Source organism: Hohaiivirga grylli (assembly GCF_039655745.1).
Lineage (GTDB): Bacteria > Pseudomonadota > Alphaproteobacteria > Rhizobiales > Beijerinckiaceae > Hohaiivirga > Hohaiivirga grylli.
Map to the genome: position 1 here is coordinate 1 of NZ_JBBYXI010000001.1, position 21,718 is coordinate 21,718.

Below are 21,718 nucleotides of genomic sequence, written 5' to 3' on the forward strand. Positions count from 1 at the left end.
TTGTCATGGTTCCGGCCTTGCCGCCATAGACCTGCTGGATATTGCTGTCGATGTTGCCATAGCCGACATAGAGACCGGCGATATCACGCATGCCATCGGCATATTCCCTGCGGTAGATATCCATACCGGCCTGGAAGCCTGCCATGTCGTAATCGTAAGACGGGCCATTCTTGTAGAACTTGGTCAGACGGCCATAGGCATTTCCCTTACCGCCATAACCGACATTCCCGGTTTCACCGAACAGACGGGCCCAACCAGCATAGACCTTATGGTCGTATGCCCTTGCCGTTACCGGGCAACGATACTTGTTCCGGCCGGAACCACACCATTCATCTCTCACCTGTGATGGAAGAAGCAGGGTATCAGAGTAATCTTCACCGGCACGGTCATGATAGGTACCGACCATTGCCAGGGCCAGCTTATTCGCCAGTACAGATGCTGTCATATAGACAGGTATTTCAGCACGGATATTCGGCAGACTCGGACGGAACGGCTCTGGAGTCGGCTCTGGAGACGAAGGGTCAACAGGCGGCTGCACTGGTGGCGCAACATATTCACTGGTGAGATACCAGTTGTCGGTACTCTGCGTCCCTCTGACAACGTTATAGGCATAGAGACCAGCTTTGACCGAATTCGTTGGAGCCCAGAAGTCGGCACCAGCAGCGATAGTTGAGTTTGTGGTCTGTACGATCAGGATACCATCACCGGTTGTCTGTGCACCCAGCCCACCGTCGTTATTGACGATAACCTGCGTCTTACCGGAAACAATACCGTTATTGATTGCCAGAACATCACTGACAGAGCTGCTGTCACCCAAAACCGTATCGATTTTCAGAGTCGCATCACCTGTCGCGGTATAATTACCATCAATCGTGAACATCTGACCGGCTGTTTTTGCCGTTCCACTCAGATCAATAACACCACCATTATTGGTAAAGCCCTCACGCGCCATCAGTGTGAAATCACCATTGCTGGCATCAAGCGTAGAGTTGTTCAGATCGAGCGTTGTCAATGTCGAGATCGTATTGCTGCCAGCAGACGCCAGCGTCCACACAGAGCCGTTGTCAAGCTTCATACGTAGGATTGAGGTACCATTGGTATCATCAATCGTATTAACACTGCCCTGCAGCTTCATATTGTCAGCATTGAAGGTAAAATCGCTGGCCTTGTAAATTGAACCATTTGAAAATGAGTCTGAAACAACTCTGTTGCTGACATTGATTAGCCATCCACCAGATGAAGCTGTTGCTGAGCCATTCGTCAGGCTAAGAGAGGAGCCTGCCATAACACGGCCACCGACATAGATCAGGTCAGCATTGACACCAGTTGTTGCCAGCGTTGCATTATTCAGAGCAATTGTTGCAACAGTATCAGGATCAGCTGCTGCTATGGAGCCACCATAAAGAATGGCCCGGCCTGCCGCATTGATAACCGTTGAGCTGCCAGCAAAATTGGCATTCAAAGCAGACCCAGAGTTTTCGATATAAATACCCGGTGAGCCTGCAATCGGCTGATTGATAACCAAAGCACCACTGGAATTGACAATACCTGCACCAGGACCATCATCACGGGATTTGCCGATCTGTATACCTGCTGAGGCACTACCCTTAGTCGTTATATTGGTGTTGTTTAAATTTGCAGTGCTGTTTCCAGAGACATAGACACCGCGAGCTCCATAACCATTGGTGATGATCTCAATATCACCTGTCACAGTCAGCATAGAGTTGGTAATTGAACGCAGAGCAGAGTTACTACGGTTTGTCAAAAAACTTGCCGTTGTTGTCTGCTCAACTTTACCGCCCGCTAATGTAACGGTACTACCATTATCTGACAGCACACCATAGGTATATGTCTGGGAACTACCATTGATTAGAATGTCAACCTTACCCATATTGATGATACCACCAGCGGTAGCACCAGCACCCGTAGAAGTCGCAGTTCCCGCTGGACGAATGTAGGCATCACCGACGTTAATCGTACCGCCTTCTGCATAAAGTCCGTAATTACCAGTTCCAGCACCACCACTGATACCTGTTGCAATATTCACTGATCCTTTAATGGTTATTGTTCCACCATAAGTATGGATGCCATGCGAATAATCAGCACCACTGGCAGCCCCACCAGTTGTAATCTGAACAGGTCCATCAATCACGATATTAGACGAGGCACCGGTAGAATAAAGACCACGGCTTCTAGTGCCTTCAGCCGTAATGATTAATGGCGTAGCCGAGGTCACACCTGTGATATTGACGACACCGCCAGCAGAAGCAGAAATCACACCAATATTAAAAGCATTTCCTTTAATAGTGGTCACACCATTTGCATTAAGAATGCTTCCCGCGCCAGTTGCAAATGCTGCTGAACCAGTGGCATCATAACTTGATTGTGCCGTAGAACAGACTGAGCCCCCAGATGCATAAGTTCCAGTCGCTGCATCAACACAGGCAGCATTGGCTGCACCAACAAATGCATTGCCAGCTAATAATAAAACACCTGCCACAAAGGAGGCCGCAACCTTACTGCTATTTTCTGATGGGTTTTTAACCATCAGAGCAAGAACGCGCGCAGATACACTGCTGAAACTGCGCAGCCGGTTGGATGAACAAAAACGAAGAGTTGTCATGGATACCCCACAAGAATAGATTTTAAATTGGAAAGATTCACAGAGCAGAGTTGCTACTGCGGAGCCTTACTTCTGACCCGTGCCTGATGTGGCTTGACCTGTTTAGCAATGCGCGATCGCTTCCTGCTCAAGGCAGGCGCAACAACAGGATAATCAATGGGTAAAGACCACTTCATTCGATATTGAGCAATGGTCATATCGTAATGAGAGCGAAGATATCTCTTGAGACTTTTGACCTTCTGGCCATCCTCAAGGCAAACCAGATATTCGTCGGTTACACTATCTTTAACAGGTACCGCTGGCTTAGTTGCCCTAGCCTTTTCCTGAGGAATAGGGGCATTAGGGCTATTTTCAATTTTAAGAATCTCAAGCGCAACTTGGTGCACATCCCTTAAAAGTGGGATGATGTGTTCTTCTGAACAATGTGCTTTTTGTAAATATGCGATGACGATGGCAACAGCAGCTGAGAATGCCGGATTGTCACTCTTGGCCTCAACTTTTGGGAAATGAAAATCACTCCCGACACCAGCCAGCTCACTTAATATGGGGGGGGGGGGGGGGGGGGTAAATTCCTGATATTACTAATATTTTTCATAGCCCGCCAATCAAATTGGTATGAATTCTGCCTATTCAAAACGGAAAATTTATCTCTTATTAATCCTCCAAATAACACCTGCATAATATTTTTGCAACTATCATGATACAAATAAAAATCCAAAATGCAGTCAAAACTTTTTTACTTGTTTTGAAAATAGGAAAAATAATAGTTTTTTGCATGCAAAAATCATTGGATTTTACGACCTCCTGCATATAAAAATAAATTTTATATCAGAAGAAAAAAGAGGGGCAAATTCTGCCAGTTACCCCTCGCTTTCTCGCACCTGATTTGCGTTTTTTACCAGGTGTATTTCAAGCCAACCTGGCCGGTGACAGCGTTATAGTGTTTGCCACCAAACTGGGTCCCAACATCACCCCAAGCCTGAAGGTTCTTCGTGATTTCGCCAGAGATACCAAGCTTGACTTCACCGAATGAGCGTGGCGCACCTGACGGGACCAGATCATTGTTCATGTAAAGCTTGCCACCCTTCTGATTGTACCAGTAGTTCGCTTCCAGATATGGGCGCAGCACCATACCGTTATCAAGGTCAAACTGACCATAAAGACGGGCACCTGCACGAGCCAGAAGACCCGAGCCTCCCTTATAGCGAATGAGTGTCCCGGAAGCTTCTGTCAGGCTGCCTGACGTGTAGTTGATGTATGCAAGTTGTAATTGTGGTTCGAGGTAGATGCTCGTCGTCCCACTGGCGTACATCAGGAAACTATGCCCGGCCTCAACTGATGCGACAAACGATTGTGCATCATACTTTTCCTTCGGCAAGCCAATCCCGCGAACTTCATGGTTGAACCAGTTATACTGTGCCCATGTATCAATATACGGGCCGGGCTGACCACGATCATTTCGATACCATGTGCCATACGCCCCAACAGAATAACCATTAACCGTACCTGACGCTTTCAAAACGTTTCTTTGCCGGCTTTTCGAATCCGTATCAGATGTACCCCAGCCGCCCATGATACCGGCATAGAAAGTACCATACTCAGGAGATTCGTATTTTAGCAGGTCAACACCAATCTGTGCTGTAAGCGTATCAGCAGATGTTGACAGTGCATTACCGGCAGAGCGCCCATGCGTCCTCTTGCCTGTAACGCGCGCCCAGCCCGCATCATCACGGTCTGTCTGAGCCAGACCTGCATAACCATCACGATCATGCAGAGACATGATGAACATCGTACGGGAAATCTGATGGTTCATCTGATAGACACCAGCTTCCGGGCGGATCAGGGCTTCTACAGGAGCAGAAGGCACCTTATTCGCTCCTCCATCATTGCTGCTTGTCTTGTCCTCATCACCACCATTAACGGGCGGTATAACAACTGGAGGTATGACATTGGTCCGCGATACCAGATACCAGCTCTCGGCATTACCGCCATTACCACCTCTGACAAGGCTATAATCATAGGCACCAATGGCAAGAGTGCTGGTAACAGCACGATAGCCGCTGGAAGATGGATCAAGCGTAAAAGCCGAGCTTTCTGTCGTCGCACCATTTATTGCAGAGACAACCTGAATACCGACATTTGTCAAACCGCCTGTTCCACCCTGATTCATAACAGCCAGACTGGTTGAACCAGTTGCTGCTCCACCATCAAGGATTAAACGATCGGTCCGTGAGCTATCATCGCCAAATACTGTATTCAGAACAATACGGCCATCAACGCCTGTCATACCACCGACAACGGTCAGGGTATTACCAACCTGCCCTCCAGCCAGAATAATCGTGCCTTCGTTTGTCAACGGGCCGACAGTCAGATTTGAAAGACTGTTATTGCCATAGCCATTAAGAGAAGGCAGCGCATTAAAAGCAGCAATGGTTCCCTGATTATGGACAGCACCATCAACCGTACCGGTTCCCGATAGAATACCCGCACTCATGATGTGAACAGTACCGCCCAGTAGAGCCGACGTACTGCCTTCACCAACCACAACCGTACCGGATTCAATCTGCGTCTCACCGGCAAAGCTGGCAAGTTCCTGATTGACACTCAGAACGCCACTGCCACTCTTCAGGAGAACACCTGAACCAGTAAGATTACTGGTAAGATTCCAGATACCATCTGTGGCAACATTAAACGTACCGGCAACATTAACGTTAGCCAGACCAATATTCTGCTGTGCCGAAGCGCGAAGAACTGAATTGGCATCAACTGTGAAGCTGCCACTAAAACTGCTGCTATTCCCGGTCAGATGAACATCTACACCGCTCAGCGTTGTAATTGTCCCACTTCCGGAAAGAGCGTTTACAAATGAAGGAGAGGAAAATTCCAGATCAAGACTTGTTCCGCCAGAGACCAGAATTGATCCGGTAGAAGCGCCATTAGCATGCTGCAGAAGAACCTTACCGGAGAGGATTTCTGTACCACCCGTATAAGTATTATTACCCGAGAGGGTCAGTGTTCCGGTTCCATTCTGAACAACACGTCCCTGCCCATCAATAACACCGGAAAGCAGAAGTGTATTCGTCCGATCTGCCACCAAGGTTGCGCCACTCGCGATAGTGATATTACCACCGACTGCACCTGTGGTCCCGCCATTACCGAGTTGGAGCGTCCCACCACTGATAATTGTCTGACCAGTAAAATCAGTATTATCATATGTCAGAATTGTTTTTGTTCCGGCATTAACCTGAACAATTGTGCCTGTCCCATTGATATGGGAAGCGAATGTATAAGTTGGCTCTGTATAATTAAAAACCAGAGAACCGTTGGCATAAAGCTGAACAGCCGTTGATGTATCAACCGTTCCGGCAGCCTGAGCGGTTTGCCCAAGACCTGCACCGATATTCAGATACCCGTTACCAGTGCCTCGCCCCACCTGAACCAGCTTGCTACCAGCCTTCAGAAGACCGCCATCTGCAACTGTCACGCTGCCGGTTCCTGAACCATTGCCAATCACAAAGCTTCCTGCGCCTGTCGTCTCAAAACGTGAGCCAGCCCCGGAGACAAGAACACTCCCCGTACCGCTGTTCTCACCAACACGGACATAGCCTGAAACTGTAAAGATACCGCCATCAGTAACTTCAACGAGACCCGTACCATAATTACCGATACTGGCGTGAACATTACCGCCACCCGTCAGGTTCAGGTTACCTTTGACATAAACCTCACCAAGAGAGCCCTGTGACTGCCCGACAATGAACTGGTTACTTGAAGCAGACCCTAAGGTCATTGTACCACCGGCTTCAATATCCAGAACCCCGTGGTTTGTACCACCTATATAAAAATCGCCCGACTGGCTGATAAGCTTGCCACCGGCTTCAATACGGATCAGCCCTTTCGTCGAAGCATCCCCTATCAGACCAACATTGCCGCCACGCTTGGTCGTAACAAGCCCGCCATCACCAATGACAAGCGTCCCGTCACCACCCGTCTGACCAACAAAAAGCTTGTTGCCGACAATAAGCTGACCACCGTTTCGTACATTAACGATGCCGGAGCTTCCTGCGCCTCTGCCAACGACAAACTCAAACCCTTCATCTACCGGACTTGTCGTATCACCACTGTCAGCTGTCTCAAGAATATTACCGCTACCATCAATTGTAACGGTTACCCCTGTTCCATCAACCCAAACGGCATCAGAATAATAATTCCACCCGGATACCGTTCTATCACTCGTAATATGTTCTGCCGCATAGGTATTGGATGCTACAATACTCGCAACTCCTGACAGAAGTAAAAGAAGTGCATTTCGAGAAATGGTTTTCAGCTCAGGCTTCAACAGACTACCCCCGCATTTAAAGTTTCTTTTTTATTTCACCCCAACCTTACGATCATGATTTATCTAACCCAGATATGTTCTGGCTTTAATTGAATAATATTAATGATCGAATAGCCTATAATGGTTATATTAAATGAAATTTTATCTTAAATGTCAATAAAAAAGCTGTTTCAGAGAAGAGAGGGCCTGAGACAATATAGTCATAGAAAATCTCTATTCTATTAAAAACGAATTATAAAACATAAAAAATTATACTATAAATATATTATTCAATTTTTTGATCTGTAAAATTTATTCTTAAATTAAATGTAAAAATAATAAAAATCTACAGTCAACATGTATCTAGAATTAAATTTTTCAGCTTGACTTTATAAGTTGGCTAAAAAAATGCCCGGATCATTTGGATATCCGGGCACTTTATTATCTGATTTACGTCTTTTACCAGGTGTATTTCAGGCCAACCTGACCGGTGACAGCATTATAGTGTTTGCCACCGAACTGGACACCGACATCACCCCAAACCTGAAGGTTCTTCGTGATCTCACCGGAGATACCAAGCTTAACTTCACCAAACGAGCGTGGTGCACCTGATGGGACCAGATCGTTATTCATGTAAAGCTTGCCGCTCTTCTGGTTATACCAGTAGTTTGCCTCCAGATATGGGCGCAGCACCATACCATTATCAAGGTTGAACTGACCATAAAGACGGGCACCTGCACGCGCCAGAAGACCTGAGGCTCCCTTATAGCGAACTGTTGTGCCGCTAACTTCAGTCAGCGTATCAGCTGAGTAGTTGATATAAGCCAGCTGTACCTGAGGTTCGAGATAGATCTTGGCTGTTTCACTACTGTGCAGCAGGAAGCTGTAACCAACTTCAAGAGATGTTGTGAAGCTGTGCGCATCATACTTCTCTTTTGGCAGGCCATAGCCGCGAACTTCATGATTGAACCAGTTGTACTGAGCCCAGACATCAACATAAGCACCAGCTTCACCACGGTCATTCTGATACCATGTACCATATGCACCGACAGAGTAGCCTTTAACCGTACCAGAGGCCTTGGACTGATTAATCTGACGGCTCTTCGCATCCGTATCAGATGTACCCCAGCCGCCCATGATACCGGCATAGAAGGTGCCATACTCAGGGGATTCGTACTTGAACAGATCAACACCCACCTGTGCCGTGAACGTATCTGCAGATGTTGACAGTGCATTACCAGCTGAGCGGCCATTCGTCCGCTTACCTGTAACACGTGCCCAACCCGCATAATCACGGTTTGTCTGGGCCTGACCGGCATAACCATCGCGATCATGCAGAGATGTCATGAACATCGTACGCGCAACCTGATGGCCCAGCTGATAGGCACCACCTTCAGGACGGACAACCTTATCATCCTGACCTGAAGAGCCACCATTCAGATTAGAAGATGCCTGAGATGTCAGATACCAGCTATTGGCGTCGCCTCCGTTACCACCTCTGACGAGGCTGTAGTCATAGGCACCGATTGCCAGTGTATCTGTTGTTGAACGGTAACCCGAAGACATCTGGTCAAGCTTAAATGCTGTCGCTTCTGTCTGAGCACCATTCTTAGCAGTGATAACCTGAATACCAACATTGGTTTCAGCACCTGCACCACCCTGATTGGTGATGACGAGGCTTGTTGTACCTGTAGCCTGACCGCCATTGAGAACCAGACGATCTGTTGCAGAGTCATCTCCGCCGAACAATGTGTTCAGGTAAAGACGCCCGTTCATACCAACATAGTCACCATTGACTGTCAGCGTATTGCCAGCAGCATAACCTGCCAGAATAATACTGCCAGCATTGGCAACGCTGCCAACACTCAGGTCAGAAGTAACCAGCCCGCCGTAACCATTGATATTTGGCAGAGCATTATAGGCAACAATCCGACCAAGATTGTAGACATCACCTGCAACCTCACCCGTACCTGACAGAATGCCATTGCTTTCGATACGGACAGAACCACCAATCTTGGCAGTCGTGCTGCTTTCGCCAACAACCAGTGCGCCACTTTCAATGGTTGTGACACCCTCAAAGCTAGCCAATGCCTGATCAACTGTCAAAACACCTGCGCCACTCTTCAGGAAGACACCTGTACCATTTACAACGTTATCAAACTTCCAGACGCTCTCTGAAATCGCATTGAATGTACCATCGGCCTGAATAGATGCCGTACCGACATTCTTGGCTTCAGATGCACGGATTACAGAACCCGCAGCTGACATCAGCTGACCTGCAAATGCGCTGTTGTCACCTGTAAGGTGGATATCAGAACCATCAAGCGATTCAACAGTACCAATACCCTTAATGAATACAGCTGTCGTGCCGTTGGCAACGGCTGTCCATGCTGCATTGTAACCCGAGAGATTAGCAAAGCTCAGCTTGTCTTCTGCGCCAACCAGCTCAATGGACTGGGCCGAGTTGAAGGCACCGGCAGCATTCAGCATAAGCTGTGAACCGCCCGTTACCTGCAGATTACCTGTATAGCCAGACTGGATACCATTCACGCGGACAATTGAAGGATCAATGATAAAGGTACCTGAGCCAACAAGAGAGTTTGTCTCAAGAGCACCACCATCTGTATCGCCAGCAGCTCTCTGGCTGTCTGCAACTGTCAGGGTTGAACCCTCTGCAATATTCAGGGTTCCGCCAACAGCTGTATGCACGGCACCAACTGTCTGGGAGAAGCCATTCATATCGAGAGTCGTACCACCAGCGATCTGAACATCCGAGGTAAACCCAAGGACATTGTCATTCGCCATCTGCAAGGTACCACTGACAACAGATGTTACACCTGTGTAGTCGTTTGTTGCATTAGACAGTGAGACCTTACCGGCATTGATGGCATCAATTGCCAGATTACCGGAACCTGTCAGTTTTGCCGACAGATCTGTTGCGGCACCTGTAGCTCCAACATCTGGTGTCAGAACCAATGTCTGACCAGACTGAAGATCAAGCTGCTTCAGACCATAGCCAAGATAGACACCATCATTATTCTTGCCAGAGAGGATATAATCATAAGTTGCTTCTGCAACGGTTACACCACCGGCAATAATATCGACGAGATGGCCACCTGTTGAGATACTATTGCCATCCAGATCAGTCAGCGTCAGACCGCCAGCACCTGTAACAGTGCCATTCGCGTTAACAAGCTTAACCTGCGCATCATCATCCTGAGCGAGCAGATTGGTCTGCGTAGGTGTTGTCGGAATAACAAGACCTGTCGTTGCTGGATTAACCGCGATAGAACCACCGTTAGCCGAAACCGTCACATTACCTGTCGAGATCAGATCAGGTGATGTGGCATCTGCCGGAACTGTCAGGTTGGCATACTTCAGCATACCACCATCAAATGCCAGATTGCCGATCGCCTGAGACCCTGCACCAACTGTTGTGATGTTGTTTGCACCAAGGCTCAACGTCGCTTTGGTCAGTGCAGATGTGTTTGCACCTGACAGATCAAACGTATTGTTCGACAGAACAACTGTTCCTGCAAAAGCCGAACCAACGTTGGACGTAAAGTTGAATGCAGCACCATTGTTAGAGGCATTCAGGATACCTGTACCCGTCAGTTCATTCGAGAACGTGAATGCGCCATTCATTGCAGCATTCAGGGTACCTGTAATAGCAACCTTACCTGTACCGAGATTGGTCTGGCTATCTGTGGCGGTTGCCGCAAGAGCAGCTTTACCAGTGATAGACCAGTCACCTGTGTAGGCAGAATTTGCACCTGTAATCGTGGCAACACCTGCACCAGAAACCATGGTTCCACCACTACCGAGCAGAACGTTATCAAACGTCTGATCAGTTGCGAAAGCAAGGTTCAAGCCTTCAGAAGCAGAAGTGGTTGCAACAGTGATATCACCGGAACCAACACCATCAGCGTTGGTCAGTGTTAGCTTGCCTGCCGTGATATCGGTTGTCCCTGTCCGGGCATTTGCCTGTGCAATGGTCAGGTTACCAGAACCCGACTTCGTGAACGAGCCTGCGCCCGTGAAGTCGTTAGCCAATGTCCAGTCGGTTGACGTATTGATGGTGAAGCTACCTGCATTGGCGATCTCGGCGGAACCGAGGTTACCTTGCGTCGAGGCTGTCAGCGCGGAGGCTGCATCAACAATCCAGTTACCGGACAGTGTGTTGTTACCGGTCAGGGTCACTGTGGAGCCAGAGGCAACTGTTACATCACCGGCACCGGCGACATTCTTTGAGAAGTTACCCGTGGCGTTATCGATGATCAGGTCACCCGCAACTGTGGCTGTCCCGCTGTTACCGATACCGGCAACATTGTCGAGTTCAACGGTTGCACCGGAGGCTATGCTCACACCGGCGGTCAGGCCTGTGTTCGCACCGGTAACGTCAAGCGTACCACCGGCAATGGCCAGTGTACCGGCACCGGTCAGGGAACCGGCGGACGTGCCGCCATTATTGATGGTCAGTGAGCCATTGTTCAGGTTCAGCGTTGAACCGCTAGCACCTGTGAAGGCACCGTTCACAACCTGCGTGTAACCATTAACATTGGTCGTCGCACCGGAGGCAATGCTCAGGGCTGTCGTATTGCCAAGCGCATTGTTCGAACCAAGCTGCAATGTCCCGGAGGTCACTGTCGTTGTACCGGTGTAGGTGTTACCCGAGTTGGTCAGGGATACCAGCTTGCCGCTACCGGCTGCAATCTCAAGGTTACCCGAACCAATGACCTGTGCAGACAGATCAGTTGCAAGGCCTGTTGCACCAGCATCTGGCGTTAAGGTCAGAACCTGACCAGACAGAAGCTCAACAGTCTTCAGAGCATAAGCAACATACAGACCATCATTGGCATCGCCTGTATTCAGACGATAGCCATAAGTGCCCACTGCTGCTGTGATCACTCCGCCAGCATCCATGAGATTGACGGCCTGATCTGCTGCCTGCAGGTCTATACCATACTGATTAGTCAGCATCAGCGCGCCACCCGCACCAACAACTGTATCACTGGAAACAAGCTGCGTCAGTGCACCACTATCATCCTGTGACAGCAGGTTCCTTGTATTATCAGAACCAATCGTTGGGATACCTGGTGCTTCAGGAACCTTGATCGATACCGTACCGGTACCATTCACGTCCAGCAGCTTAACCTGTAGCAGGCTGTTGGCAACAATCTCAGACGGAACAGTAGCATCGAATACAACCGTACCATCATTGAAGATCAGACCTCCAATTGCCTGGATGCCTGTATCAACTGTAATTGTTGAACCATTATCAGCACGCAGATACGCATTGGTCAAAGCAGTCGTGTTCGCACCGGACAGCGTATACGAGCCAATGCCCATAGCCAGTGTGCCAGCAAACTCATCACCTGCATCAAACGTAAACTCAAGGGCAGAACTATGCGTACCCATTTCGGCAAACAGCGTACCATTGCCTTTCAGTGCATTGGCAAAGATAAATCCATCTGACGGCTTCAGGGTCAGGCTGCTGTCAGGACCATCAAGATAGACTTCTGCCGTACCAAGGTTACCCTCGGTCGTTGCAATCGCCGAACCCGTTATATCCCACTGACCGGAAAGTGTGTTTGTTCCGGCAAGCGTGACAGATGTTCCACTGACCTTAACCGTCCCTGCCCCATCAATTACATTACCAAAGCTGGTTGAGTTAAAGGCCAGTTCCATCAGTGCATCAGCTGCAACTGTTGCTGAACCGGACGAGATCGCTCCCGCATTGGTCAGCTTCAGGCTGCCACTATTAACCGACGTAGAACCGGTAAAGCTCGAAACACCTGAGAGGGTCAATTCACCAGAACCGGTCTTGGCAAAGTTGCCCGAACCGGAGATAACACCGGAGAACGTGCTGTCAGCAGTGTTGTTTGCTGTCAAATCCGCAGACGCAATAACCGAGCCTGCACCTTGCAGGTTGTTTACCTGATTGGCAAAACCGTTCAGATCAAGCGTACCGCCAGACTGGACAACCATGTCGCCGTTATTTTTGAAGACATCGGCAACACCAGCTTTTGCTATACCCGAAGAAACAATCGTTGAACCGGAGTAATCATTAGTTGCATTCGAGATAGTGATTGCACTTTTCGAAGCGATTTCAAGGTTACCAGAACCTGTTACCTTCGCCTTCAGCTCAGCCGCTGTTCCCGTTGCACCTGTCCGCTCAGTCAGAACGAATGTCTCACTAGCGAGAAGAGCAAGCTCGGTCAGCTGGTATGTCACATAAAGGCCATCACCACCCGCGCCTGTTGAGCTCAGGCTATGGTTATATGTTGCATTTGCAACTTTTGTGCCGCTTTGCGTAATATCCTGAACACTCGAGGTTCCCAGAACATTACCGTCCTTGTCAACCAGGTTGATATTCGAGATATCGCCTGTAACTGTCGCGGCACTCACAAGCTGGTTCGTGACGCCATCATCAACAACAAGAAGGCTGAAAGCCGCGCTTACATCAGACAGGTTAAGCTGAACGCCCCCTGCTGTCAGGTCAAGATTACCGGTCGTCACTTGTCCAGTGAATCCACCTGTAGCGCTATACAGACCGGTATTAATCACACCACCATTCATGGTCAAATTACCAACCGAGCGGTTGCCTGCAAGACTGGTAATTGAGTTCTCATTCAGTTGAAGCGTTGCATTTCCAAGGACATTAGCTGCGCCCGCATCAAGCTGTAATGTCCCGGTCCCCATCTCCATGACACCCGTGAAGCCACCATGCATAGCTTCAGTACCAAACCCGAAAATTTTATTTTTATTGGCAAGTTCAACAACAAATGTTCCGGTGCCGGAAATCTTGTTCGAGAACACAAAACTAGCGGTTACTGGTGGATCAATGGTCATCCGGCCATCACCCTCAAGGACGATAGTGGCGGTACCAAGAGAATTATATGGCAAAGCAACCAAAGCTGATGCACCATCCGCAACTGTCAGCACACCCGAGTGGCTTGAAATTCCGGCAAGGCGTACATTCGTGCCTGTGATACTGATATCACCGGCACCCGTACGGCTATTATTCAGTGTTCCATTCGAGAAGGAGGCTTCCAGAGTTGCTCCGCTGTTGATTGTAATTGCGCCGGTACCAGCACCACTGGCATTCGCAAGATCAACAGTCCCGGCCGAAATGATTGTTCCGCCTGTATATGTTGATACGGCATCAAGCGTCAGCGTGCCTGTTCCGGTCTTGGTCAAAGCAGCATCGCCAGAGATCACACCGGACAAGGTCAGGTCATTGGCACCCGTCGCAATCGTCTGGGAGCCGGAGCTCAGTACGATGTTATTACCAACATTGAGACCATCCGCATTGGCTGCAAGCGTCGTGCCATTGCCAAGGTTAACAGACCCCGTACCAAAGCCCAGATCAGCACCAATACCAACGGTACCAGCATTAACGTTCACATCACCGCTGTAACCGGCACTGTCGCCGTTAAAGTTGAGTGTTCCGGAACCCGCTTTAGTGATATCGCCAGAACCTGTCAGAGGGAGATCTTCTCCAAAGGTCAGATAGCTATCAGCATCAACGGTAATTGTGACATCCTGAGCAACACTGCCAGTTGCACCCGTTGAACCAGCAAGAGTCAGACCTGCGTTATTACCTGTAACGGTAAAGTCGCCACCCAGAACAACAGAGTTGTGGAGGGTCTGTGAGCCATTGGCAAGGCTCAGTGTACCGCCATTAACCGTCAGCGTACCCAGACCAGCCGGACCAGAGGCAACACCACCAAGGGCATTGGTCATGCTGGATGCATTAATCTCAACAGTGCCACTGTTGATGGTCAGGCCACTTGTGAAGTTCGAGCCATCACCATTCAGGGCAACTGTACCCGTACCATTGATGGTCACGCTCTTGTTGGCACCGGAAATGTCACCATTCAGTGTCAGCTTTTCCGTACCATCAGCTGTGATAACCAGATTACTGTTGAGGTTGATGTTTGAATCAATCGTTGGCGCAGAATTACCAACCAGACGAATCTGGGCTGGCATGTTTTCATCTGCGGTATCAAGCGTAATCGTTCCACCTGACAGCGTGAACTGCTGGCCCTGTGTACTCTCAAACGAGATCATGCCAACAGTAATACCAGAACCTGTCGAGATCGTGCGGCCATCGAGACCTGCATCCAGATCGGCAAAGACAGCACCGTCACCAGCCGAAATTGGCGCACCGGTGTCATTCCAGTTTGAAGCTGCCCAGAGCGCGCTGTTGGAGTGATTATCCCATGTATAGGCAACACCAACTGGCACTAGCTCAAGCTGGTTATTGGCATTCAGAATAACCTTGGCACCAATGGTATAACCACCTGTGAACCATACGTTATAAAGCTTTTTGCCTTCTGCCAGATTGGTTACGATCAGCTGATCAGCACCAAAACCGGCACCCGCATTGCCACTCCAGTTCGCAAGGCTGAGTGTCAGGTCAGATGACCCGACATACATACCATCATCAGAGAGTTTGAAGTTATTGATTGTCAGGACACTGGAGCCTGAACCAAAATCAATGGTTGAATCAGCGGTCAGCACAAACTGTGAGCCAGCTGCCATCGTCTGGTTGAGACCATTGAGAGCCAGTGTACCACCATTCATGGTCAGCTGCTGAACACCAGCCATCAGGTTAGCATTCGCAAAACCAAGTGTGCCGGAACTGATAACCAGATCAGGTGTATTCAGTCTGGCACCAATTGTTGTTGTGGTACCTTCACCTTCCTTGATCAGCTGACCAGAAGTTGCAATCCAGCCTGTTGTACTGGTTCCGGTGAAGCTGGAGTTGCTGTCAAGAATGGTTTTAACATTAGTGCCACCAGCAATGAACAGATTAGCAGAACCGTTCATGGTGATGCCGGAGCCAGACAAACGAACTGTCGAACCATCATCCGTTACAATCCGGGTAGTCGTAGCCGCCTCAAGAATTAGCTCACCTGTTCCAAGATAGTTATTACCGGCATCAAGACGGCCAGTAGTCACATCGCCCGTTGCAGTAGCCAGCAATGTACCGGCAGAAACGCGAATACCGTCACTGATCTGGTTATCTCCATTGACCAGTTCGAGAATACCTGCGCCCAGCTTGGTGATACCACCCTGATAACTGTTGGCAGTATCATCAATCAGCTGAGACTCGATTACGAGTGTTGCGCCGGTAGCAATATTTGCAGAAAAATCAAGCTTTCCGTTACGTAATGTAATGGTTGGGGTATCAAAAACCAGGGTTGTTGCATCACCACCCTTAGTGACCTGCAATGAGGTTGCGTCAAGTTTAATGGCGTTTGAAACACGGCGTGTTGTGATCCCCGACCCGACTTCACTGTAGGCCGCGATATAACCGCCACGCATCGTGATAAGACCGGTACCAAGTGCACCACTAACAACATTTCCGTCACTGTCCGTAATTGAGTCAGTACCAACTTGGGCTACAGCGGTAGCCAGAATAGTTCCACCCGTGTAGGTATTATCTCCCAGGAATCTGGTAATACCATATTGGCTGTAAGTGCCTGCCAGACCCATACGGATCAGACCCGTTCCGGACAGAACGTTATTTTTGCCGAAAATAATTGTATCTGCGGCCGATCTTGAGCCAAGATCAACAATACCTGTCAGAGTTGATATGCCGTTATAGTCAAACAGCATCACACCGCCGGTATAATAGGCCATTCCCCTCAGATCGAGCTGATTATTCAGCAGGAATGGAGAAGCTTCCGTACCACCGTTAACAGTCAGCTGCGCACTATGAACATACGTAGAGCTGACAGTGAAAACACCGGTTCCAAGACCATTACTCTGGCCAACATAAAGCGTACCCTGCTGGAGATTGACCCCTCCGGAGAAGTCCGTATTCGCACCATTAATCGCCAGTATTCCATAGCCGGTCTTAATAATATTACCGGCCCCACTCAGTTCACCATCCAGTGTAAGTGTCAGCTGCTGAAGGCTTTGCTGCAGAACATAAGTATCACCATAAACATTGATATACCGGGTTTCTGCAATATCACCAGACCCGCTAAAGGTCAGCGTATTAGTCTTGCCGATACTATCGGCAATGGTAACGCCATAAAGAGTATCCTTTTGGAGTTGCAGATTCCCTGCCAGTTTATAATCTGACGTAACCGTATGGCTCCCGCCCAGTGTTTCAACACGATAGGTATCTGCGTCATTGCTGCTACCGATTGTGAAGACACCACTTCCGAATAGGGCCCCATCAGCATTAAACTGTATAACGGAAGCATCCTGCCACAGGAAGCCACCTGTATAATCACTCGTGCCACCGCCAGACAACTTAAGTGTACCAGCACCAGTCTTTATAAAACCACCTGAACCCGTCACCGAGCTACTTAGTTCTAAATAAGAATAGTTAGTTGGCACCGTAACAATAAGATCTGTTGCACCATCAAGATTAAGGTTGGCAGCCAATGTCAGATTATTGACACCGGCATGCTTAATGCGTGCATCAGAACCTGAAATCGTCAGTGTTCCACTACCACCCAATGTAAAGGTCTGACCAGAGCTGGCCTCAACATTGAGGCGTCCGATTGTATAATTGCCATCAACAGCTATTGTTTTGCCGTCTAGATTGCTATCAGCATCACGAATTGTGGCACTCTCACCAGCAGCATTCGGAACAACGTTATTCAGCCAGTTGGCAGCAGTGCCCCAATTATCATCGGCGGCAGCACCACCACCCCATTCATTTGTTGTCGAGGCTGATGGCAACAGATACCAGTAACCCGCTGTAGAATTATCAACGATTGCGCCAGATTCATAACCGGTAAATGCAATATTGGCCAATTCAGCATCAGAGAAGCCAGGGTCAGTAGTAAAGCGAATAAAGGTTGCACTGTCATTAGCAACCCAAGCCTGACCATTATTCTGAATGGTCAGAATGGAATTTGGGTACCAGTTGGTAGCACCTGATATACGTCGAGCAAACGTAACTCCACCGTAATCATTAAGGATAAACGAACTATCCTTATACAGATACACACCATAAATGTTTGTGCGATAATTATCAGTATTGAAGCTACCACCATTGAGGTATAACGCCCCAGATGTTGCATTCAACTGATTATCTCTTCCAAGCTTTAAAGTACCAGCTGTAAGGTAAATGTTATTTGGTTTGAATAATGTAATACCGGAATCGAGTACTGTTGTTCCAGAACCTTGCTTCAGGAAATTATTGATCCCTGTAATTGTCCCCGAACCATAAATTGTGGTGGTATTTCCCGGATTTGTCGTCGTATCAACAACGACTGTCGGAGAGTTAAGCAGGGTCGTACCGCCAAACGTCAGATCACCGGAAACCAGGAAAAAACCTCTGTTTGTTGTTGCGTCCAGTGTCCCGCCAGCAAGGGTAAAGTCACCACCACCAAGAAAACTGAAATAACTGCCATTGGCAACAGTCAGAGTACCGCCTGCCAACGTACCCGAATGACCTTGACTGTCAATTTTCAGATTAGAAGTCGTACTGCTGTTTATTGTGATATCGCCGGAGCCAAGGTAATTGTTTCCTGGGCTTAGCTGACCAATAACGAGGTCACTTGTCAGGGTCGTAAATAGCGTGCTGTAGGCAACGGTTAAGCCACCACTGAAGGTATTATTAGCACTCAGTATCTCCTTCGTGCCCCCGCCATTAAAGATCAGGCCGCCAGAACCGGTAAAATTCAGCCCTGAATCAAATGTAACGGAAGCAACCTCGCCAGGCATTGTTGTATTGGTTGAAACTGTAATAGTTCTGATAGCATCAAGCTCGACATCACCATTATATGTATATCTGACATATTGTGAGGAAAAGTTACCCTCTAAAGAGAGTTTGTTATTAATGGTATTCTTAACACTGGCAGCAAGTCCGCCAACGGCGCCACCCTGAATATGCAGGGTTCCGGTCCCCAGGTTATTGCTCGCATTAACACTAAAAGTACCGGATTGTACGTAGATATCACCCGTGTATGAAGCAGCATTGGCTGAGGCAACTTCAAAACGTATGTTACCCGGGCCATTAAAAATAATATCGCCACTTCCGGTTATAGGACCCGATATGAAAAGAATACTACTGCCAGCAAGCGTAATATTTGTATCACTATCAAATTTGACAGTACTCTGGAAACGCAACCATGGCATTGCAGTCATTGCAGTCAGGTTGGCATTTACATCAGCAACGCCACTATCAAAAGTGATCATTGTCCGAATATTGAAATAAGTAGATGCCTGTGAACCGCTCGAGTTGAGAATCAGATTACCAATTGTCCAGCTGTTATTCGTCCCCCCCGTAATAACAACATTAGTCAGGCTACCTGCAAGATTCCCAAAATAAGCTGTTGCACCGGCATGGTTTGGCACACTGTATTCATCCCCACCAACCCAGTTACCGGCAGTACTCCAGAGTTTATCATTTGCCAGACCATTCCACTCAGAACTCAGGAAGCTCGTCGGACGAAGCTCCCAAAGGCCTGCACCATTATTAACGGCAGTTGCACCCTTGGCATAGCCCTGGAACCAGACATTGGAAAGCGATGCTGTCGGGTCTGATGTCGTATAAACACGATCAAACGATGCATAAGGTGAGCCATCCCAGTCACTGATACGAATGGCAGATGGACTACCCGTAATTGCACCGAGTGTAACGGCATTGGCGGAAGATGATGTACCACCAAGATTCAGGTTAAGTGCGCCCGTACCAGCGATAGTCGTGAAAGACTGATCAAAACCGTTCAGGTTGAAGACAGATGACGTACCAGACAACAGGGTGATTGTTGCAGCTGGATCAATCTGGTTGGCTGTATGGAAGCTAAGTGTACCACCGCCCATATTAAGGGCGGACGTTGTAATTGTAGCCGTACCGATATCAAGCGTACCGCCAAGTACAGATACACTTGTAGCGTCGAAGCTGGTGATGCCGGAGAACGTAGCCGCTCCTGCGCCCTGCTTTGTAAAGCCATTGAGCCCTGCAACTGCACCACTGCCACTGACGGTTTTATTTGATGCATTATCCAGAACGAAATCAATGCCAGACTGGCCAATGGGTGAACCAGCATTAAATGTCAGATTACCACCAATTGTCATGGTGGAGCCGGCAGCATTAGCGAACAGAGTATTGCCGAGCTTCACATCACCCGTGAAAACAAGCTTACCCTTTTCGGCACCCGTACCAAAATCAAGGGTACCGCCAGCAAAATCGACAGTCGCACCATTCAGGACTTCAATGACAGAGCCATTGGCTGCCGAAACTGTACCACCAGCAAACTGAACTGTTGCACCTGCAGCTGAGTTGATTGTCAGGCTTGAAGAGGCATCAGACAGAATGATATCGCCAGTGCCAAGCATGTGGTTAGCACCGGATGCTGAACCAATAACCAGTGTATCACTAAACGAACCTGTGCTGACAGCACCCTGCTGAATATTAAGACCACCAGAAAATGTATTGTTCTTGCTCTGGAGTGAAAGCGTACCATAACCCTGCTTGACGATACTGCCTGCACCCTGAAGGTCAAAACCGGAGCCGAAAGCAAGGGTTGCGACGTTACCAACATTATAGGTGTTGGCACCTGTCAGCGTTGATGTCTGGGTTGCGTTGAATGTCAGCGTATTACCAGTACCGACGACACTAAACCCGTTATTCAGGGCAACCTGGTTTGTCAGCGTACGGCTACCGGAAGAGACGTCAAAGACCTGAGAAGTGCCACCAACAAGCGAAATGGTTGATGTGCCAAAGGCTGCATTGTTACCAACGGCAATTGTGCCATCAGTGAAGTTAAACGTACCACCAAAGGTATTGGCACCATTAAGTGCCAGTGTACCACCACCGGATTTCTCAACAGTGGATGCATTGCTGATTATACCATTAATGGTCACAGTTGAGTTGGTAACAGTCGCCACAGACAGCGCCTGACCATTCATATTGATGGCGCCCCCCATGGTAACAGAGCCACCATAGGCGCTGGAGTTTGAAATTGTCAGATTACCAGCAGTGGTTACGGCAGAATTGATTGTGACGCTGCGGTTATCAGACAGCGAAATCATACCGGATGAACCACTGTTATCAAAATTCAGGGTACCGCCAGAAATTGTGAAGGCGCGCGCTGTCGCATTATCTGTTCCGCCAATCAGCAGCTGACCAAGAGTATTGCTACCTGTGACGGTAATTGTCTTGCCATTCAGCGAACCATCATTGTCAAGGAAACGAACCTGTACACCAGCTGCATTCGGGGCTGCGCCAGTAGACCAGTTTGTTCCGGTTGACCATTGATTATTCGTTGAGCCAACCCAGTCAGCAGCATAAGCAGATCCACCAAGCAACATGGCTCCTGCCAAGAGTGAAGCTGCAGCAGCTTTCTTCAACACGACCTTACGTCCATCGGGCATAACAGACCGATGATTGCCGCGTGCAAGAGCAAGGAACGAGACATCGTTCATTGCGCGCGCAATGCGAGAACGTAAAGCATGAGAAACAAAACTCTTATTTGACATGGTAGTACCCCGAATAAATAAACTGCTAACAACAATCAGTTTTTTGAATTGTTTTTCGCACGCCATATAAAAGGCTTAAGAAAAGAATGCGGAAATGTCATTAAGCCAATTTCACAGACCTAATAGTCCTGTAATTTGCTTGCATTCTTTTTATAAAACGCCCCACAGCCATTCTAAACTGAATGACTTACATAGTTACATTTAGTGAACCTGTCGGCTCAGCTTATAATTAAAGTCGACTGCTTTGATGACATTTGGTCAGTTAGGCAATCGATAATTCACAAGTGCCCATACAGCTATAGTTACTATAAGTCACTTCATGA

Annotated in this window: 4 protein-coding genes; all 4 read right to left on the reverse strand. The window is 48.4% G+C overall.

The genetic code is table 11. The features are described from left to right. Positions 1 to 2,623, reverse strand: a 2,623-nt coding sequence (locus WJT86_RS00005) for an autotransporter outer membrane beta-barrel domain-containing protein (RefSeq protein ID WP_346335440.1), incomplete at its 3' end; no start/stop codon positions are given. A gap of 53 nt (positions 2,624 to 2,676) precedes the next feature. Next, complete coding sequence (locus tag WJT86_RS00010) at positions 2,677 to 3,168, reverse strand: MucR family transcriptional regulator (protein WP_346336259.1); 492 nt, start codon at positions 3,166 to 3,168, stop codon at positions 2,677 to 2,679. A 350-nt stretch (positions 3,169 to 3,518) separates the two neighbouring features. Continuing rightward, positions 3,519 to 6,959 (reverse strand): autotransporter outer membrane beta-barrel domain-containing protein, encoded by a 3,441-nt coding sequence (locus WJT86_RS00015; RefSeq protein ID WP_346335441.1) that lies wholly within the window; start codon positions 6,957 to 6,959, stop codon positions 3,519 to 3,521. Positions 6,960 to 7,397: 438 nt separating this feature from the next. Further along, on the reverse strand, positions 7,398 to 21,395 hold the full coding sequence (locus WJT86_RS00020; protein WP_346335442.1) for an autotransporter outer membrane beta-barrel domain-containing protein: 13,998 nt from the start codon (positions 21,393 to 21,395) through the stop codon (positions 7,398 to 7,400). Positions 21,396 to 21,718 lie beyond the last annotated feature (323 nt).

Excerpts from the sequence above, each read along its gene's own strand:
- WJT86_RS00020 (WP_346335442.1), bottom strand. The coding sequence starts at position 21,395 with ATGTCAAATAAGAGTTTTGTTTCTCATGCTTTACGTTCTCGCATTGCG.